We start from the raw sequence: 17,218 nt of genomic DNA, 5'->3' as shown, positions 1-17,218 counted from the left end.
TGCAGCTTGAAGCTTGCGGCTTGAAGCTTGCAGCTTGCCGCTTCAAACCAAGGACAAACGCATGTTCGACTACACTGCCCGCCCCGACCTGCTTCAGGGTCGCGTCATCATGGTCACCGGCGCTGGTCGCGGCATCGGTGCAGCCGCCGCCAAGGCTTATGCCGCCTTGGGCGCCACTGTACTGCTGCTGGGCAAGACCGAAGCCAACCTGAACGAGGTCTACGATGAAATCGAGGCCGCCGGCCACCCACAGCCGGTGGTGATCCCGTTCAACCTGGAAACCGCCCTGCCCCACCAGTACGACGAACTGGCGGCGATGGTCGAGGACCAGTTCGGCCGCCTGGACGGCCTGCTCAACAACGCCTCGATCATCGGCCCACGCACCCCGCTGGAACAGCTTTCCGGCGACAACTTCATGCGGGTGATGCACATCAACGTCAATGCCACGTTCATGCTCACCAGCACCCTGCTACCGCTGCTCAAGCTGTCGGAAGACGCCTCCGTGGTGTTCACCTCCAGCAGCGTCGGGCGCAAGGGCCGGGCTTACTGGGGCGCTTATGGTGTGTCCAAATTCGCGACCGAAGGCCTGATGCAGACCTTGGCGGACGAACTGGAAGGTGTGGCACCGGTGCGCTCCAACAGCATCAACCCCGGGGCTACCCGCACGGCGATGCGGGCCCAGGCCTACCCGAGCGAAAACCCGCAGAACAACCCGCTGCCTGAAGAGATCATGCCGGTGTACCTGTACCTGATGGGGCCGGACAGTACCGGGGTGAACGGGCAAGCCTTCAACGCCCAGTAAGGCTTCATGCCTAGGGGGCCGCCGTGCGGCCCCAGGCCTATCAGCCAGCTGCCAGGCTCGGGCGCATGCGCCCTTGCTGGCGGCCCTCCAGTTGCATGCACCGCTCCAGGAACAGGTACATGCAGTCATAACTTTTGCAGACCGCCTTGCGCAGCTCATTGCGCAGCCCCAAGGTCGGGTTTTCGCCAGCCAGCGTACAGATGATCTCCAGCGCCTCCCAGGGGTGGGCGTCGTCATACTGCGCATGCATCTTCAACCACTTCATGGCGCGCTTGCGCTGGTCCTCCGGGAAGCCCATGGCGTAGGTGTCTTCAGCACAGACCACTGCCGACCACTCCCCCGTCGCCCCTTCGATCGCGTAGTTGGTGGCCGCCATGGCAATGGCCAGCGACTCGGTGGTACACACACGCCAGCACCAGTCGTTCAGCCCATTGAGCTCGGCGGGCACTTCCTGCGACTGCAGCTCGTGCAGGTGAATACCGTGGGCGTGGCACCAATGCACCCAGTAATCGGCATGGTTGAGCTCCACGCGGATGTTGCGCATCAGCCAGCGCCGCGCCATGTCTTCGCCCGGGTGGCGGGCATAGCGGGTCTTGGTCAGGTTGTGGGCCATGTACAAGGAAAACTGCTCAACCACCGGCCAGCCACCGATCAGGTACTGGCGAATGGTCGCTTGCCGCAACTGGCCATCGCGCAGGCGCTGGTAGAACTCATGTTCCACTACCCGGCGCTTGCTCTCGCGGCAGTCTTCGATCAGTTGTTGGGCCCATTGGGGGTAACTGGCCGGGTCCATCAAAGGCCCGATACGGACGAATGCATCGATCACTTTTCAGCTCCTTGATCCCTGTGATTTACCAACGCTACTTCAGCGAAAGGTTCCAGGCGCCCGATGCAGCAGGGGCCGTGCAGCAATCCGTTGGCGCTGCAGACTGTCGCAAGTGAAGACCTGCGGTCGTTCGATCAGATAGCCCTGGGCGTAGTCCACGCCGATCTCCTGCAAGGCCTGCTCGATCAACGGAGTTTCGACGAACTCGGCAATGGTGCGCTTACCCATGACGTGGCCGATGTGATTGATGACTTCGACCATGGCCCGATTGACCGGATCATCCAGCATATCTTTGACAAAACTTCCGTCGATCTTCAAGAAGTCGACGGGTAAATGTTTTAAATAAGCGAAGGACGACATTCCGGCACAAAAGTCATCCAGCGAGAACTTGCAACCCAGCCCTTTCAATTCATTGATGAATCGGATGGCACTGCCAAGGTTGGCAATGGCACTGGTTTCGGTGATTTCGAAGCAGATCAGCCGTGGCGGAATCGAATATTCGACGAACAGCCGCTGCAAGTACTCCAGGAACTTGTCGTCACCGATACTCGACCCCGACAAGTTGATGGCACACATCGACAGCGGGCCCTCGCGCTCCTCGTCCAGGCAACGGCGAATGACCTGAAACACATTGCGCACCACCCAGCGGTCGATAGCGGTCATCAGGCCATAGCGCTCGGCCGCCGGGATGAAGCTGTCAGGCAGGATGGTGCGGCCGCTTTCGTCTTGCAGGCGCAACAGGATCTCGACATGCCCCGGCCCTTCGAGGGTCGTGAGCGCAGCGATTTCCTGAGCATATAAACAGAAGCGGTTCTCCTCCAGGGCAACGTGCAGGCGCTGTATCCAGGCCATTTCGCCAAACCGCATCGACAGTTCGCTGTCATCGGCATGGTAGACCTGAATGCGGTTACGGCCCTTCTCCTTGGCCATGTAGCACGCCATGTCCGCTGCCCGCAGGGAGGCTTCCAGCGTGGCCGGGGCCTGGGCCATGTGCACCAGGCCGATACTCACGGTGGTAACGAACGGCCTGCCTTTCCACACGAAGTGCAGGCTTTGCACTGCCTGGCGCAGGCTTTCGGCAATCCGCTCGGCCTGTTCGCCCGGGCAGTTTTCCAGCAGCACACCAAATTCATCGCCGCCCAGCCGCGCCAGGGTATCGCCTTCGCGCAGCACCGATTGCAGCACGGCGCAGATGTGCCGCAGCAATTCGTCACCGGCGGCATGGCCACAGGTATCGTTCACCAGCTTGAACTGGTCCAGGTCCAGGAACATCAGCGAATGCCGCCCGCCCTGGCGCACCAGGTCGTTCAGGGCCTGCTCCAGGCGGTACTCGAATTCACGGCGGTTGGCCAGGCCGGTCAGGGCGTCATGGGTAGCCTGCCAGGACAGGTTGGCGATGTACTGGCGCTCCTGGGTCATGTCATGCAGCACCAGGACAATGCCAGCCACCTGGCCATCATTGATGATGGGCGAACCTACCAGGTTGATCGAAACCGTGCTGCCGTCCAGGCGCTGGATCAACCGTGCATGTTCGGCGCCGCCCTTGAGGCTGCCGCTGAGCACCTGTTCGAACAGGGTGCTGCTGTCGCTCTGGGCCTGCTCATCCACCAGGCTGAACAGCGCTGTCAATGGCAGGCCCAGGGCCTGGCCTGCCTGCCAATGGGTCAGCTGCTCGGCAGCGGGGTTCATGTAGCCGATGCTGCCATCGACATCGGTGGTGATCACCGCATCGCCAATCGCCTGCAGGGTAATCTGCGCGCGTTCCTTTTCTTCCTGCAGGGCGCTGGCGAAGGCCTGGCGCTGGGCCAGCAGCTTGCTCGACCGGCGCCAGGCGAAGCCAATGAGAAACAGCGCGGTGAGCAGGTTGGTGACCAGCAGCACCCGCAACAGCATGCGCGACCCCTCACCCAGGGCATCGCTGAAGGCTTTGGAGGCTGGCGTCACGCCATCGTTGATAGCGACGATGCGAGCGCGCCATTGGCTGACCTGGCCCGGCCCCACCTGGCCTTTGGCAAAACCTTCACGTATCTCGTTGCCCAGCACATCCAGTTGTTTAAGGTAATCGTCACCGACATTCCAGTAGTCGATCGCCGCCTGTACGTAGCTGATCCGGCTGAAATTGCGGTAGAACCAGATGATGCGGTCGACGTCGTCGGGGTGGTTGCCGCCTTGCAGCACGGCCTGGCGCGCGACATCGAGGTCTGGGTTTGGCTGGTCGAGCACCTCGCGCATCTGCCGGTCACCGTGGGGCACAGTGATGACTTGGCGATAGCGCTGGTAATTACGCTCATCGCCAGTTTCGGCATACAGGTTCAGGTAATAGATGGCGTCTTTCTGGGCCTTGGACCACAGGCTTTCGCCGGCGACGTAGGCACGCACCGCCGACAGCGCGTAAAGGCTGAGGCTGCCCAGCAGGACCTGGAAGACTACAACGGCGATGAAGGGCCAGATGATACCCAGCAGCCTTGGCGCCTCTAGTGTGCGATGTCCCTTCATGAAGTCCCTGTCACAGAGCAGATAAGGCTCGAACCAACCTAGACAAGCTCAGAGTAGGCCATCTGCCATCTATTTGGAGGGAAATTTGAGCTGCAAGCTGTAAGCTGCAAGCTGTAAGAAAAAGCAGATCCGCGCACGGACCGCTTGTAGCTGCAAGCTGCAAGCTGCAAGCCGCAAGAAAAAGCAGGGCCGCACACGGTCCGCTTGCAGCTTATAGCTTGCAGCTTGCAGCTTGCAGCTTGCTTGCTCAGGTCTGCTGGAGGTGGCCGTACAGTTTGGCGTACAGGCCGCCTTCGGCGATCAACTGCTGGTGGCCGCCATCCTCGGCTACATGGCCGCCATCGAACACCAGCACACGGTCGGCCTGCTTCACCGCGGAAAGGCGGTGGGCGATGATCAGGGTGGTGCGGCCACTCAGGAAACGCGCCAGCGCCTGGTGCAGGTTGTACTCAGTGGCGGCGTCCAGGGCCGAAGTGGCCTCGTCGAGGATCACCACCTTCGGCTCCGCCAGGACCATACGGGCAATCGCCAGGCGCTGACGCTGGCCGCCAGACAGGCGCACACCAGAGCGGCCGACCACGCTGTCCAGCCCTTGCGGCAAGGCAGCGATGGTGGCGTCCAGCTGGGCGATGCGCAGCGCCTGCCAACAGGCCTCGTCCGTGCAGTCACGGCCCATGGTCAGGTTGGCGCGCACCGTGTCGTTGAACAGTGACGGGTGCTGCAGCACCACCGCCACATTTTCACGCAAGGTCTCCAGGCCGATTTCCTGCAGGCTGGCACCCCCAAAACGGATGGTCCCGGCCTGGGCGCTGTAAAGGCCCAGCAGCAATTGCACCAGGGTACTCTTGCCGCCGCCACTGGCACCGACAATGGCGACCTTTTCGCCCGCGGCGATGGTCAGGTCCAGGTGCTCCAGCACCGGCTCGTCGGCATAGGCGAAACGCAGGTCGCGCACCTCGATGCCAACCGTTTCACGGCCGGCGAACGGGTCGCGGGCAGCCGGGTATTGAGGCTCGTCATCCCGCGCCAGCAATTCGTTGAGCCGGCTCAGGGCACCGCCGGCGGCGTAGTAGGCATATTGCAGGTTCAGCAACTGCTCGACCGGGCCGATCATGAACCACAGGTAGCTGAACACGGCCAGCATCTGCCCGATCGACAGGTCGGAGAACAGCACCGTGAGCATGGCCGCCGCACGGAAAATATCGATACCGAACTGGAACAGCAGGCCACTGGCACGGCCACTGGCGTCGCTTTTCCATTGCGAATCCACGGCGTAATCGCGCACTTCACGGGCGCGCAGGCCCAGGCGCCCGAGGAAGTAGCCCTGGCGGTTGCTGGCGCGGATTTCCTGGATGGCGTCCAGGGTTTCGGCCAGCGCCTGGGTGAACCGCGAGGTGCTGTCGTTTTCGAGCTTTTTGAGGTGTTTGACGCGCTTGCCCAACTGCACGGTGAAGTAGATCACCAGCGGGTTGAACAACAAGATCAGCAAGGCCAGCTGCCAGTGCATCCAGATCAGGATCGCCGCTGTGCCGGTCAGAGTCAGCATCGCCACCAGGAAACGGCTCAGGGTTTCGCCGACGAACTTGTCGAGGGTCTCCAGGTCGGTGACCAGGTGTGTGGTCACGGTGCCGCTACCCAGGCTTTCGTATTCCTTGAGCGAAATACGCTTGAGCCGATCGATCAGGCGGATGCGCAGGCGATAGACGATGTCTTTGGCAAGGCCGGCGAACAGCTTGGCCTGCACCACGTTGAACCCCAGGGCGGCCACCCGCAGGCACAGGGTGGCGACCAGCATCAGGCCGATATACCCGGCCGCCACCTGCCAACCGCTGGGCAGCAGGTGGTTCATGAACTTCAGCGCGCCATCGCCGTGGCCCAGCAGCACCTCGTCCACCAGCAAGGGCAGCAGCAATGGGATCGGCACGCTGCAGCAGGCCGCCAGCACGGCGACCAGGTTGGCGGCCCAGAGGTGTTTTTTGTGGTGCAGCGCCAAACGGCGGATTTGCGCCCAGCTCAGCCGGTCAGGCACAGGGGCGGGCTTCCCGGGCACCGGGTCGGGCGAGCCGGGCAGGTCAAGCACAGGCGGCCTGCTGTAGCCAGCGGGCAAGCAAGGGCTGCAGGCTTTGCAGCGGCTGGTAGCCATTGGTCAACAGGGCGAGCTGGCCGTTGCGCTCAGCCAGCAGCGTCGGAAAACCAGCAATCCCCAGGTCCTGCACCCAGCTGAAATCGGCTGCGGTGGCCGCGCGCACGTCCGCACCCTGCAGGGCGTCGGCGAAGGTTGTGCGATCGAAGCCGGCCTGTTCGGCCAGCTCGACCAGCTGCGGCGCCCTGGTGACATCCAGGCCCTGCTGGTAGAACCCCCGCTGGATCAGCGCCAGCAGCGGCCAGACTCGCTCGGCATCCAGTTCGCGGGCAGCCACCAGGGCACGGCAGGCCGGTTCGGTGTCGTAGACGAAACCGTCGGGCATGGCATTGTCGAACGCGAACGGCTGCCCGGTAGCTTCGGCCACCGCCTGCCAATGCTCGAGGATGTACTTGCGGGTGGAGGCGTCCAGCGCGCTGGCACCGCGGCGCAACCCGCCCGGCACCACTCGGGTGGCCACGCCCGCCTCACGCGCCTGGGCGATCAGGGCCTGGGCCACCGGTGCAAAACCCCAGCACCAGGAGCACATCGGGTCCATCACATAGAGCAGGCGGGCAGTCATGCAATCAGGCCTCGGCTTTGTAGTTGTAACCGATCGGGTGCGGCAGGTTGCGGGCCTTGGCCAGCTCGATCTGCTTTTGCCGGTCGATGGCGCTGCGCCGGGTCTTTTCGCTCAGGCTGTCCCAGCAGTGCGGGCAGCTCACGCCTGGCGAATAGTGCTCGGACGCGCGGTCCTGGGCGTCGACCGGGTGGCGGCAGGCATGGCACTGGTCGTACTCGCCCTCGCTCAGGTCATGGCGCACCGTGACGCGGTTGTCGAAGACAAAGCAGTCACCGTCCCACAGGCTTTCTTCCTGGGGTACTTCCTCGAAGTATTTCAGGATGCCGCCCTTAAGATGATAGACCGCCTCGAAGCCTTCACCGAGCATGTAGCTGGAGGCTTTTTCACAACGGATGCCGCCGGTGCAGAACATGGCGACCTTCTTGTGCTTGCTGGGGTCGAAGTTGGCCTTGATGTACTCGGGGAACTCGCGGAAGGTCTCGGTCTTGGGGTCGATTGCGCCCTTGAAGGTGCCGATGGCCACTTCGTAATCGTTGCGGGTGTCGATCAGCAGTACTTCCGGGTCGCTGATCAGGGCGTTCCAGTCTTTGGGCTCGACATAGGTGCCAACGGCGTTGTTCGGGTCCACGCCGGGCACGCCGAGGGTGACGATCTCTTTCTTGAGCTTGACCTTGGTGCGGTAGAACGGCTGCTCGTCGCAGTAGGATTCCTTGTGGTCGATATCGACCAGGCGCGGGTCGCTGCGCAGCCAGGCGAGCAGCCCATCGATGCCTTCGCGGGTGGCCGAAACGGTGCCGTTGATGCCCTCGTTGGCCAGCAGCAGGGTGCCTTTGACGCCGTTGTCGAGCATGGCCTTTAGCAGGGGCTCGCGCAGTTCTACGTAGTCTTCAAGGGTGACGAACTTGTACAGCGCCGCCACAACGATCGGGTGGGTCATTGCGTTGAATCTCCAGGTGGTTGCCCTCGTAAGGGGCGGACCGGGTTTGGCAAAAAGCTGGGGGCTGCCCTGCAGCCCATCGCCGGCAAGCCGACTCCCACAGGGCCGGCGCAATGCTCAAGGGCTGCGCTGTACCAGTGAGAGCCGGCTTGCCGGCGATGGGCCGCCAAGCGGCCCCCTAGGAATGGTGCGGAGTGTACCAGAACGACAGAAAGGATTCAGTGCTTGCCGCCACCTGCACACACCGGCGACGCAGGCGCGACGCCCACCTTCGCCCACTCCTCGTCGGTGTAGGTGTGGATGGCCAGGGCATGGATCTGGCCCATCAGCTCACCCATGGTGGCGTACACCTTCTGGTGGCGCTTGACGCTGTTGAGCCCGGCAAACTGCTCGCTGACGATCACCGCCTTGTAGTGGGTTTCCTGGCCACGGCTGTGCATGTGGCTTTCGTTGAGCACTTCAAGGTGCTGCGGCGCCAGGGCGGCAAGCTGCTGCTCAATGCGTTGCTGCATGGTCATCGCGCGTCACTCACTTCTTGGCCGGGGCGGCAGCCTTGCCGGCATTGGGGTCAAGCTCTTTGGTCATGTCTTCGAGCAGCTTGTTCACCACCGGCACTGCCGGCTCCAGGCTCTGCTGGGTCAGCTGGGCCGACTGCTGAGTGACCTTGGGCATCTGGGTAAGGACTTTCTTGCCCAGTGGCGACTGGTAGAACTTGACCAGGTCCTTGAGCTCTTGCTCGGTGAAGGTCTGGGTGTACAGGTCGACCATCTTCGGCTTGAGCTTGTTCCAGCCGATGGCGCTGTCCAGCGCGGCGTTGGCCTTGGCCTGGTAGCTCTCCAGCACCGACTGCTTGCTGGCCGGGGCCTTGGTCTGGGCGAAGCGCTGGGCGAACATCTGCTGGACTTGCATGTAAACCGGGGTGCCCAGCTTGTCAGCGTTGGCCAGGGTCAGGAATTTCTCGGCGGCAGCGTTGTGGCTGGCAGTGGCAGCGAGCACCTGGCCGCTGGCACAGGCCAGGGCGACGGCAGCACAGAGGGCACGGAGACGGGTCATTGCATATCCTTCAAGGAGGGGGAGGCGTTACCTCAGAGATGAGCATTCTGCTCCCGCCAGGGGGCAGCGCTCAAGTGGCACGAAGTGCGATTGAACCGCACGATCGCATGGGGGCCTAAACTGCTGATTCTGACTGACAGGGGAGTGAACGCAGCATGAGCCGTATCGAAACAGACAGCCTGGGCCCAGTCGAAGTTCCGGAGCACGCCTACTGGGGCGCACAGACCCAACGCTCGCTGATCAACTTTGCCATTGGCAAGGAACGCATGCCGCTACCGGTGCTGCACGCCCTGGCGCTGATCAAGAAGGCCGCGGCAAGGGTCAACGACCGCAATGGCGCCCTGCCAGCGGACATCGCCCGGCTGATCGAGCAGGCGGCCGACGAAGTGTTGGGCGGCGAGCACGACGACCAGTTCCCGCTGGTGGTGTGGCAGACCGGCAGCGGTACCCAGAGCAACATGAACGTCAACGAAGTGATCGCCGGGAGGGCCAACGAGCTTGCCGGCAAAGGCCGCGGCGGCAAGGCGCCGGTGCACCCTAACGATCACGTCAACCGTTCGCAGAGTTCCAACGACTGCTTCCCCACCGCCATGCACATCGCCGCAGCACAGGCGGTGCACGAGCAACTGCTACCGGCGATCGCCGAGCTGTCTTCGGGGCTGGCGGAGCTGGCGGCGCGCCACCACAAACTGGTCAAGACTGGCCGCACGCACATGATGGACGCCACGCCCATCACCTTCGGCCAGGAGGTGTCGGCCTTCGTTGCCCAGCTGGACTACGCCCAGCGCGCCATCCGCGCCACCTTGCCGGCGGTGTGCGAGCTGGCCCAGGGCGGTACTGCCGTGGGTACCGGGCTCAATGCCCCGCAGGGGTTCGCCGAAGCCATCGCTGCTGAACTGGCCGCCCTCTCCGGCCTGCCGTTCGTCACCGCGCCGAACAAGTTCGCCGCCTTGGCCGGCCACGAGCCGCTGACCAGCCTGGCCGGGGCACTGAAGACCTTGGCGGTCGCCTTGATGAAAATCGCCAACGACCTGCGTTTGCTCGGTTCCGGCCCCCGCGCCGGCTTGGCCGAGGTGCGCCTGCCGGCCAACGAGCCGGGCAGCTCGATCATGCCGGGCAAGGTCAACCCGACCCAGTGCGAGGCGCTGTCGATGCTGGCCTGCCAGGTGCTGGGCAATGACGCGGCCATCGGTTTCGCCGCCAGCCAGGGGCACCTGCAGTTGAATGTGTTCAAGCCGGTGATCATCCATAACCTGCTGCAGTCGATCGAACTGCTGGCCGATGGCTGCCGCAACTTCCAGCAGCACTGCGTGGCGGGGATCGAGCCGGATGCCGAGCAGATGGCGGCGCACCTGGAGCGTGGGCTGATGCTGGTGACCGCACTCAACCCGCATATTGGCTATGACAAAGCGGCGGAAATTGCCAAGAAGGCCTACAGCGAAGGCAAGACCCTGCGCGAGGCGGCGCTGGAGTTGCAATACCTGACCAACCAGCAGTTCGATGAGTGGGTAAGGCCGGAGAACATGCTGGCGCCGGGTGGCAAGGGCTGATTGATTGGCGGGTACTTAGGGCCCTATCGCCGGCAAGCCGGCTCCCACCGGTACCCCACAGTCTCCAGGCTTGGTGGGGGCCTGCGGGGCAACGGTCTTGCTCAACTTCTGAAAGCTGGCGCGGTCCGTGTGGCCGGCTTGCCGGCGATAGGGCCGGAACAGGCTCTCAACCAACCTGAGCCAAACGCGCCCTTCTCGCCCGCCACCCAGCCACCAGCGATGGCCCCAGGGCCACCAGCGTCGACCCCAGCACCACGGTCACCGCGCCAACATAGCCCAAGGCATTGATGTCCTCGGCCTGCACATAGTCCGGCCACAGCCAGGCCGCAATCGCCACCGCCACAAAGGTCACCAGTGGCGTCAGCGCCAGTGTGGCGCTGACCCGCGACGCCTCCCAGTGCGCCAGGGCCTCGGCAAAAGCCCCATACGCCACCAGCGTGTTCAGGCAGCACGCCAGCAGCAACCAGCCTTGCAGGGGGGTCAGCTGCAGCGCCTCCAGCGGGTGCACCCAAGGTGTCAGCAGCGCGGCGCAGCTCAGGTAGATCACCATCATCACCTGCTGCGAATGCCACACCGTCAGCAGCTGTTTCTGGCTCAGGGCATAGAACACCCAGATGCTGGTGGCCAGCAGGATGGTCAGCACGCCCGTGGTGTACGCGCCCAGCGAGGTCAGCAGCTCTTCCAGGCGCTGGTTGAAGAACAGGCCAAAGCCGGCCAGCAGCACCACCAGCCCCAGGCCTTGGCCCAGGCTGAAGCGTTCCTTGAACACGAACACACTGGCCACCAGCAGCAGCACCGGGCCAATCTGCACCACCAATTGCGCCGTGCCGGGGCTCAGCAGATTGAGGCCGATCAGGTACAGCACGTAGTTGCCCATCAGCCCGCATACGGCCACCACCACCAAGCCTTTGCCCTTGGCGCCGAGCCTGGCGAAAGAAGGCAAGCGGCGCTTGGCCGCCAGCCAGGCGCACAGCAGGCCGCCGGACACCAGCAGGCGGAACCAGGTGACGGTAATGGGGTCGACCACCTGCAACACCTGCTTGAGTTTGATCGGCAGGATGCCCCAGAGCAGCGCAGTCAGAAGCGCCAGAGCCAGTCCATAGCTCCGGCGCCCGGATGTGATGTGCATAAAGTCCTCGGTCGAGCCCGTTGTGGGGTGTCTCGATTCTAAAGGCTTGCCGCCTGCCAACGGGGAAAAAAGGCGGGAAAAGAATTCATCAGGTCATTCCCCCGTGGCATGCCGGCGGGCTATTTCTTGTGTTTGGCAAACGCCGCTTCCAGGGCTTCATTGAGGGTGCGCAGCACCTTCACCCGCGCCCAGCGCTTGTCATTGGCCTCGACCAGGGTCCATGGCGCGATCTCGGTGCTGGTGCGGTCGACCATGTCGCCCACGGCATCCACGTACAGGTCCCACTTCTCGCGGTTGCGCCAATCGTCCTCGGTGATCTTGTAGCGCTTGAACGGGATCTGCTCGCGCTCTTCAAAACGCTCCAGCTGGGTTTGCTGGTCGATCGCCAGCCAGAACTTGACGACCACCACGCCGGCGTTTGCCAGCTGCTCCTCGAAATCATTGATCTCGCCATACGCGCGCATCCAGTCGGCCGGGGTGCAAAAACCCTCGATACGCTCGACCAGCACCCGGCCATACCAGGACCGGTCGAAGATGGTGAACTTGCCGCGCGCCGGGATATGCCGCCAGAACCGCCACAGGTACGGCTGAGCACGCTCATCTTCGGTGGGGGCGGCGATTGGCACGATACGGTACTGGCGCGGGTCCAGCGCAGCGGCCACGCGGCGGATCGCGCCCCCTTTGCCCGCCGCATCATTACCCTCGAAGACTGCCACCAGGGCATGCCGACGCATGTGTTTGTGGCGCAGCAGGCCGGCCAGGCGTGCCTGCTCGGTCACCAGTTGCTCCTGGTAATCCTGCTTGTCCAGGCGCAGGGTCATGTCCAGCGCGCCCAGCAGGCTGCGCTGGTCGATGCTGCGGCCCAGCGGTGCAATGTTGCCCTGGTGCTTGCCTTTGGGGTTGACGGCCAGTGCGGCCTGCAGGCTTTCCAGCAGGATGCGCCCGACGGCCAGGCTGCGGTAGTTGGGGTCGACGCCTTCGACTACGTGCCAGGGTGCATAGTCACGGCTGGTACGGCGCAATACCCGCTCGCCAAAACGCACGAAACGGTCGTAGGTGCGGGACTGTTGCCAGTCCAGCGGGCTGATGCGCCAGCTGTGCAAGGGGTCGTCCTTGAGCGACTTGAGCCGCGCTTTCATCTGTTTCTTGGACAGGTGGAACCAGAACTTGATGATCAGCGCACCTTCGTCGCAAAGCATCTGCTCCAACCGCTCGGCGCCGGTGATGGCCTGGTCGAGCACGGCATCCTTGAACTGCCCGTGCACCCTGCCCTGCAGCATCTGGCTGTACCAATTGCCGAAAAACACGCCCATGCGCCCCTTCGGCGGCAGCGCCCGCCAGTAGCGCCAGGCGGGCGGGCGGGCCAGCTCTTCGTCGGTTTGCTGGTCGAAGGTGAGCACGTCGATCATGCGCGGGTCCATCCACTCGTTGAGCAGTTTGACCGTCTCGCCCTTGCCAGCGCCTTCGATGCCATTGATCAGCACGATCACCGGGAAGCGTGCCTGCTGTTTGAGTTCGTACTGGGCTTCGAGCAAAGCCTCGCGCAGCGCGGGCACTTCTGCCTCGAAGGTATCGTCGTCGATGCTGTGACCAATTTCCGCGGATTCAAACATGCACTCGCTCCTTCAATGGATAAGCAAGACTAGCGGAATCCTGGGGGGGAGCTGCAAGCTGCAAGCCGCAAGCTTCAAGCTTCAAGCTGCAAGAAAAGCCAGGGCGTGCCACCATCTGCTTTTTCTTGCAGCTTGTAGCTTGAAGCTTGCAGCTACCCACTTCCAGCGAAACCAGCCATGCCCGCACCCACCCTCCTTCAGCATGCCCAGATCGACTGGGACGACCAGGGCCGCCCACATTCGCGGCAATACGGCGATGTCTACTTCGCCATCAACGAGGGCATTGCCGAAACCCAGCATGTTTTCCTCGAACAAACCCGCCTGCGCCAGCGCTTCGCCGACCTGGCGCCCCACGGCTGCCTGGTGATCGGCGAAACCGGCTTTGGCACCGGCATGAATTTTTTTTGTGCCTGGCAGCTGTTCGCCGAAACAGCCCACGCAGATGCCCGCTTGCACTTCATCAGCGTCGAGAAGTATCCCCTGGGCCATGCCGACATGGCCCGTGCGATGCGCCTGTGGCCGGAGCTGGCCGGGTTCACCGAACCCTTTTTGCAGCAGTACGTCGCGGTGCATCAAGGCTTCCAGCAGTTCACCTTCGACCAGGGCCGAATCACCCTCACCCTGCTGATCGGCGATGTGCTGGAGCAGCTGCCGCAGCTGGACGCGCGTATCGACGTGTGGTTTCTCGACGGCTTCGCCCCGGCGAAAAACCCCGACATGTGGACACCCGAGCTGTTCAGGCAACTGGCCAGGTTGTCCCATGCCGGCACCGCGCTGGGCACCTTCACCACTACCGGCTGGGTGCGTCGCAGCCTGATCGAAGCCGGCTTCACCATGAAAAAGGTGCCTGGCATCGGCAAGAAGTGGGAGGTGATGAGCGGTGAGTACACCGGCCCGCCCAACACCCCCCTGTCGGCGCCCTGGTACGCGCGGCCACGTACGCCCGAAGGCCCGCGCGAGGTCCTGGTGATCGGCGCAGGGCTCGCCGGCACTGCCAGCGCTGCCAGCCTGGCCGCACGGGGCTGGCAGGTAACGGTACTGGAGCGTCACGACGCCGCCGCCCGCGAAGCCTCCGGCAACCCCCAGGGCGTGCTGTACCTCAAGCTGTCCGCGCACGGCACGGCTTTGTCGCAGATGATCCTGTCCGGGTTCGGCTACACCCGGCGCCAGCTTCAACGCCTGCAGCGCGGCCAGGACTGGGATGCGTGCGGGGTTTTGCAACTGGCATTCGACCACAAGGAAGCCGAACGCCAGGGCAAGCTCGCCGACGCCTTCGAGGGCAGCTTGCTGCGAGCAGTGCAGCGCAGTGAAGCCGAAACGATCGCCGGGGTCGCGCTGCCTGCCGGCGGGTTGTACTACCCCGAAGGCGGCTGGGTGCATCCACCGGCACTGTGCCAGGCACAACTGCAGCACCCCAACATTCGCCTGCTGGCCCATCACGATGTACTCGCACTGCGCAAGGCCGATGGCCTTTGGCAAGCCTGGGCCGGCGACCGGTTACTGGCCAGCGCCCCTGTGGTGGTGCTGGCCGGGGCGGCTGATGTGAAGCGTTTCGAGCCTTGTGCCCAGCTACCGCTCAAGCGCATCCGCGGGCAGGTCACCCGCCTGCCGGCGACCGACGCCAGCCGGGCGCTGGCTACCGTGGTCTGCGCCGAGGGCTATGTCGCACCGCCCAGGGGGGAGGAGCACACGCTGGGGGCCAGCTTTGACTTCCACAGTGATGACCTGACGCCGACCGTGGCCGAACACCAGGGCAACCTGGCCATGCTCGATGAAATCTCTACCGACCTGGCCCGGCGGCTGGGTGCTGCGGCGCTTGACCCTGAGCAGTTGCAGGGGCGCGCGGCATTTCGATGCACCAGCCCGGATTACTTGCCGATCGTGGGGCCGGTTGCCGACCCTGCAGCCTTTGCCGAGGCCTACGCCGTACTGGCCAAGGATGCGCGGCAGGTGCCCGAAGTGCCCTGCCCTTGGCTGGAGGGGCTGTATGTGAATAGTGGGCATGGGTCACGGGGGCTGATCACGGCACCGCTGTCGGGCGAGCTGATTGCGGCGTGGGTCAGTGGCGAGCCGTTGCCGCTGCCACGGGCGGTGGCAGAGGCGTGCCACCCGAACCGGTTTGGCTTGCGGAGGTTGATTCGGGGGAAGTGAATGGGGCTGCTGTGCAGCCCAATCGCCGGCTTGCTGGCGATTGGCCGTAACACAGGGCACTACTTATAACAGATCGATCTAAAACTCTCACAAATCCCCCAGGTCAGTTCCTTACAGGTGCCCTAAACTGGGGCGCTGATTCCCCAACGGAAAAACCGGTAAGGACCTATGTGCGGATTAGCAGGAGAGTTGCGTTTCACCCCCATCGACCAAGCCCCTCGCCCGGCGGACCTCGCCGCGGTAGAGCGCATGACCCATCACCTGGCGCCCCGTGGCCCCGACGCCTGGGGCTTCCATAGCCTGGGCCCGATCGCCCTTGGCCATCGCCGGCTGAAAATCATGGACCTGTCCGACGGCTCGGCTCAGCCCATGGTTGACAACACCCTGGGCCTGTCTCTGGCCTTCAACGGGGCCATCTACAACTTCCCCGAACTACGCCAAGAGCTACAGGACCTGGGCTACACCTTCTGGTCCGACGGCGATACCGAGGTGCTGCTCAAGGGCTACCACGCCTGGGGCGCGGCCCTGTTGCCCAAGCTCAACGGCATGTTCGCCCTGGCCATCTGGGAGCGCGACAACCAGCGCCTGTTCCTGGCCCGTGACCGCCTGGGCGTCAAGCCTTTGTACCTGTCGCGCAACGGCGAACGCCTGCGCTTTGCCTCGACCCTGCCAGCGCTGCTCAAAGGTGGCGACATCGATCCGATGATCGACCCGGTAGCGCTCAACCACTACCTCAACTTCCACGCGGTGGTGCCGGCGCCACGCACCTTGCTGGCCAATGTGCAAAAGCTCGAACCCGGCACCTGGATGCGCATCGACCGCCACGGTGAAGTCGAGCGCCAGACCTGGTGGCAGCTGCACTACGGCCCCAACCCGGACGAGCGCGACCTGGACCTGGAAGGCTGGACCACCCGTGTGCTCGATGCCACCCGTGATGCCGTCGGCATCCGCCAGCGCGCCGCGGTAGACGTGGGTGTACTGCTGTCCGGCGGCGTCGACTCCAGCCTGTTGGTCGGCTTGCTGCGGGAAGTGGGCGTAGATGACCTGTCGACCTTCTCCATCGGCTTCGAAGATGCCGGCGGCGAGCGCGGTGACGAGTTCCAGTACTCCGACCTGATCGCCAAGCACTACGGCACCCGCCACCACAAGCTGCGCATCGCCGAAAGCGAAATCATCGAGCAATTGCCGGCCGCGTTCCGCGCCATGAGCGAGCCGATGGTCAGCCACGACTGCATCGCCTTCTACCTGCTGTCACGCGAGGTGGCCAAGCATTGCAAGGGCGTGCAGAGCGGCCAGGGTGCCGACGAGCTGTTCGCCGGCTACCATTGGTACCCGCAGGTGGACGGCGCCGATGACGCCTTTGGCGCCTACCGCGATGCGTTCTTCGACCGCAGCCATGCCGAGTACCGCGACACCGTGCAAGCCCCTTGGCTGCTGGAGACCGATGTTGCCGGCGACTTCGTGCGTGAACACTTCGCCCGCCCGGGCGCGCCCGACGCGGTGGACAAGGCGCTGCGCCTGGACAGCACGGTGATGCTGGTCGACGACCCGGTCAAGCGGGTCGACAACATGACCATGGCCTGGGGCCTGGAAGCCCGTACACCGTTCCTGGATTACCGCCTGGTCGAGTTGTCGGCACGTATCCCGGCGCGCTTCAAACTGCCCGATGGCGGCAAGCATGTGCTCAAGCAAGCCGCACGCCGGGTGATCCCCCATGAGGTGATCGACCGCAAGAAAGGCTACTTCCCGGTACCCGGCCTCAAGCACCTGCAAGGCGCCACCCTGGACTGGGTACGCGAGCTGCTCACCGACCCCAGCCAGGACCGCGGGCTGTTCAACCCGACCATGATCGACCGCCTGCTAAGCAACCCGCATGGCCAACTTACCCCGCTGCGCGGCTCCAAGCTGTGGCAGCTGGCGGCGCTGAACCTGTGGCTCAGCGAACAAGGAATCTGA

The 17,218-nt window shown here is 63.9% G+C and carries 13 protein-coding genes; 4 read left to right on the top strand and 9 right to left on the bottom strand.

Features of this window, described 5'->3' with window-relative positions; translation table 11 throughout:
* The first annotated feature begins 61 nt into the window (after positions 1–61).
* Positions 62–802, top strand: coding sequence for a YciK family oxidoreductase (locus tag JNA92_RS00735; protein ID WP_241802887.1), 741 nt, complete (start codon positions 62–64; stop codon positions 800–802).
* 40 nt (positions 803–842) lie between these two features.
* Here JNA92_RS00735 and JNA92_RS00730 read toward each other — a convergent pair whose 3' ends face one another.
* The 7 genes from JNA92_RS00730 to JNA92_RS00700 form a co-directional block, all read right to left on the bottom strand.
* Entirely contained in the window at positions 843–1,628 is a 786-nt protein-coding gene (locus JNA92_RS00730) for a TenA family transcriptional regulator (RefSeq protein WP_241802884.1), read from the bottom strand.
* 39 nt (positions 1,629–1,667) lie between these two features.
* Positions 1,668–4,124 carry an EAL domain-containing protein gene (locus tag JNA92_RS00725; protein WP_241802878.1) on the bottom strand — a complete coding sequence of 819 codons (2,457 nt, stop codon included), beginning with the start codon at positions 4,122–4,124 and terminating at the stop codon, positions 1,668–1,670.
* Positions 4,125–4,371: 247 nt separating this feature from the next.
* Entirely contained in the window at positions 4,372–6,204 is a 1,833-nt protein-coding gene (locus JNA92_RS00720) for an ABC transporter ATP-binding protein (RefSeq protein WP_241802876.1), read from the bottom strand.
* On the bottom strand, positions 6,197–6,829 hold the full coding sequence (locus JNA92_RS00715; RefSeq protein WP_241802875.1) for a DsbA family protein: 633 nt from the start codon (positions 6,827–6,829) through the stop codon (positions 6,197–6,199). The genes JNA92_RS00720 and JNA92_RS00715 overlap by 8 nt, the downstream gene beginning before the upstream one ends.
* A gap of 4 nt (positions 6,830–6,833) precedes the next feature.
* Complete coding sequence (locus tag JNA92_RS00710; RefSeq protein WP_241802873.1) at positions 6,834–7,766, bottom strand: rhodanese-related sulfurtransferase; 933 nt, start codon at positions 7,764–7,766, stop codon at positions 6,834–6,836.
* A gap of 218 nt (positions 7,767–7,984) precedes the next feature.
* Positions 7,985–8,284 (bottom strand): BolA family protein, encoded by a 300-nt coding sequence (locus tag JNA92_RS00705; RefSeq protein WP_241802871.1) that lies wholly within the window; start codon positions 8,282–8,284, stop codon positions 7,985–7,987.
* A 10-nt stretch (positions 8,285–8,294) separates the two neighbouring features.
* Entirely contained in the window at positions 8,295–8,819 is a 525-nt protein-coding gene (locus JNA92_RS00700) for a DUF2059 domain-containing protein (protein WP_241802870.1), read from the bottom strand.
* 155 nt (positions 8,820–8,974) lie between these two features.
* Between JNA92_RS00700 and JNA92_RS00695 the strand changes: the two genes are divergently transcribed.
* Entirely contained in the window at positions 8,975–10,369 is a 1,395-nt protein-coding gene (locus JNA92_RS00695) for a class II fumarate hydratase (protein ID WP_241802869.1), read from the top strand.
* A gap of 166 nt (positions 10,370–10,535) precedes the next feature.
* On the opposite strand, the gene JNA92_RS00690 is transcribed toward JNA92_RS00695, so the two are convergent.
* Positions 10,536–11,498, bottom strand: a complete 963-nt coding sequence (locus tag JNA92_RS00690) for a DMT family transporter (RefSeq protein WP_241802868.1) — start codon at positions 11,496–11,498, stop codon at positions 10,536–10,538.
* A gap of 119 nt (positions 11,499–11,617) precedes the next feature.
* Positions 11,618–13,111: a polyphosphate:AMP phosphotransferase gene (pap, locus tag JNA92_RS00685; protein WP_241802866.1), complete on the bottom strand. Its 1,494-nt coding sequence runs from the start codon at positions 13,109–13,111 to the stop codon at positions 11,618–11,620.
* 177 nt (positions 13,112–13,288) lie between these two features.
* On the opposite strand from pap, the gene mnmC reads away from it, so the two are divergent.
* Positions 13,289–15,262: a bifunctional tRNA (5-methylaminomethyl-2-thiouridine)(34)-methyltransferase MnmD/FAD-dependent 5-carboxymethylaminomethyl-2-thiouridine(34) oxidoreductase MnmC gene (gene mnmC / locus JNA92_RS00680; RefSeq protein WP_241802862.1), complete on the top strand. Its 1,974-nt coding sequence runs from the start codon at positions 13,289–13,291 to the stop codon at positions 15,260–15,262.
* 168 nt (positions 15,263–15,430) lie between these two features.
* Entirely contained in the window at positions 15,431–17,218 is a 1,788-nt protein-coding gene (locus JNA92_RS00675) for an N-acetylglutaminylglutamine amidotransferase (protein ID WP_241802860.1), read from the top strand.

The organism is Pseudomonas putida, from assembly GCF_022627325.1.
Classification (GTDB): domain Bacteria; phylum Pseudomonadota; class Gammaproteobacteria; order Pseudomonadales; family Pseudomonadaceae; genus Aquipseudomonas; species Aquipseudomonas putida_X.
This window is presented reverse-complemented; position numbering and strand designations above follow the sequence as displayed.

Bases quoted from the DNA above. Each gene is read 5' to 3' on its own strand.
- JNA92_RS00705 (WP_241802871.1), bottom strand. From the start codon at position 8,284: ATGACCATGCAGCAACGCATTGAGCAGCAGCTTGCCGCCCTGGCGCCG.
- JNA92_RS00735 (WP_241802887.1), top strand. From the start codon at position 62: ATGTTCGACTACACTGCCCGCCCCGACCTGCTTCAGGGTCGCGTCATC.
- JNA92_RS00690 (WP_241802868.1), bottom strand. From the start codon at position 11,498: ATGCACATCACATCCGGGCGCCGGAGCTATGGACTGGCTCTGGCGCTT.
- pap (WP_241802866.1), bottom strand. From the start codon at position 13,111: ATGTTTGAATCCGCGGAAATTGGTCACAGCATCGACGACGATACCTTC.
- JNA92_RS00695 (WP_241802869.1), top strand. From the start codon at position 8,975: ATGAGCCGTATCGAAACAGACAGCCTGGGCCCAGTCGAAGTTCCGGAG.
- JNA92_RS00700 (WP_241802870.1), bottom strand. From the start codon at position 8,819: ATGACCCGTCTCCGTGCCCTCTGTGCTGCCGTCGCCCTGGCCTGTGCC.
- JNA92_RS00675 (WP_241802860.1), top strand. From the start codon at position 15,431: ATGTGCGGATTAGCAGGAGAGTTGCGTTTCACCCCCATCGACCAAGCC.
- JNA92_RS00725 (WP_241802878.1), bottom strand. From the start codon at position 4,124: ATGAAGGGACATCGCACACTAGAGGCGCCAAGGCTGCTGGGTATCATC.
- JNA92_RS00710 (WP_241802873.1), bottom strand. From the start codon at position 7,766: ATGACCCACCCGATCGTTGTGGCGGCGCTGTACAAGTTCGTCACCCTT.
- mnmC (WP_241802862.1), top strand. From the start codon at position 13,289: ATGCCCGCACCCACCCTCCTTCAGCATGCCCAGATCGACTGGGACGAC.
- JNA92_RS00715 (WP_241802875.1), bottom strand. From the start codon at position 6,829: ATGACTGCCCGCCTGCTCTATGTGATGGACCCGATGTGCTCCTGGTGC.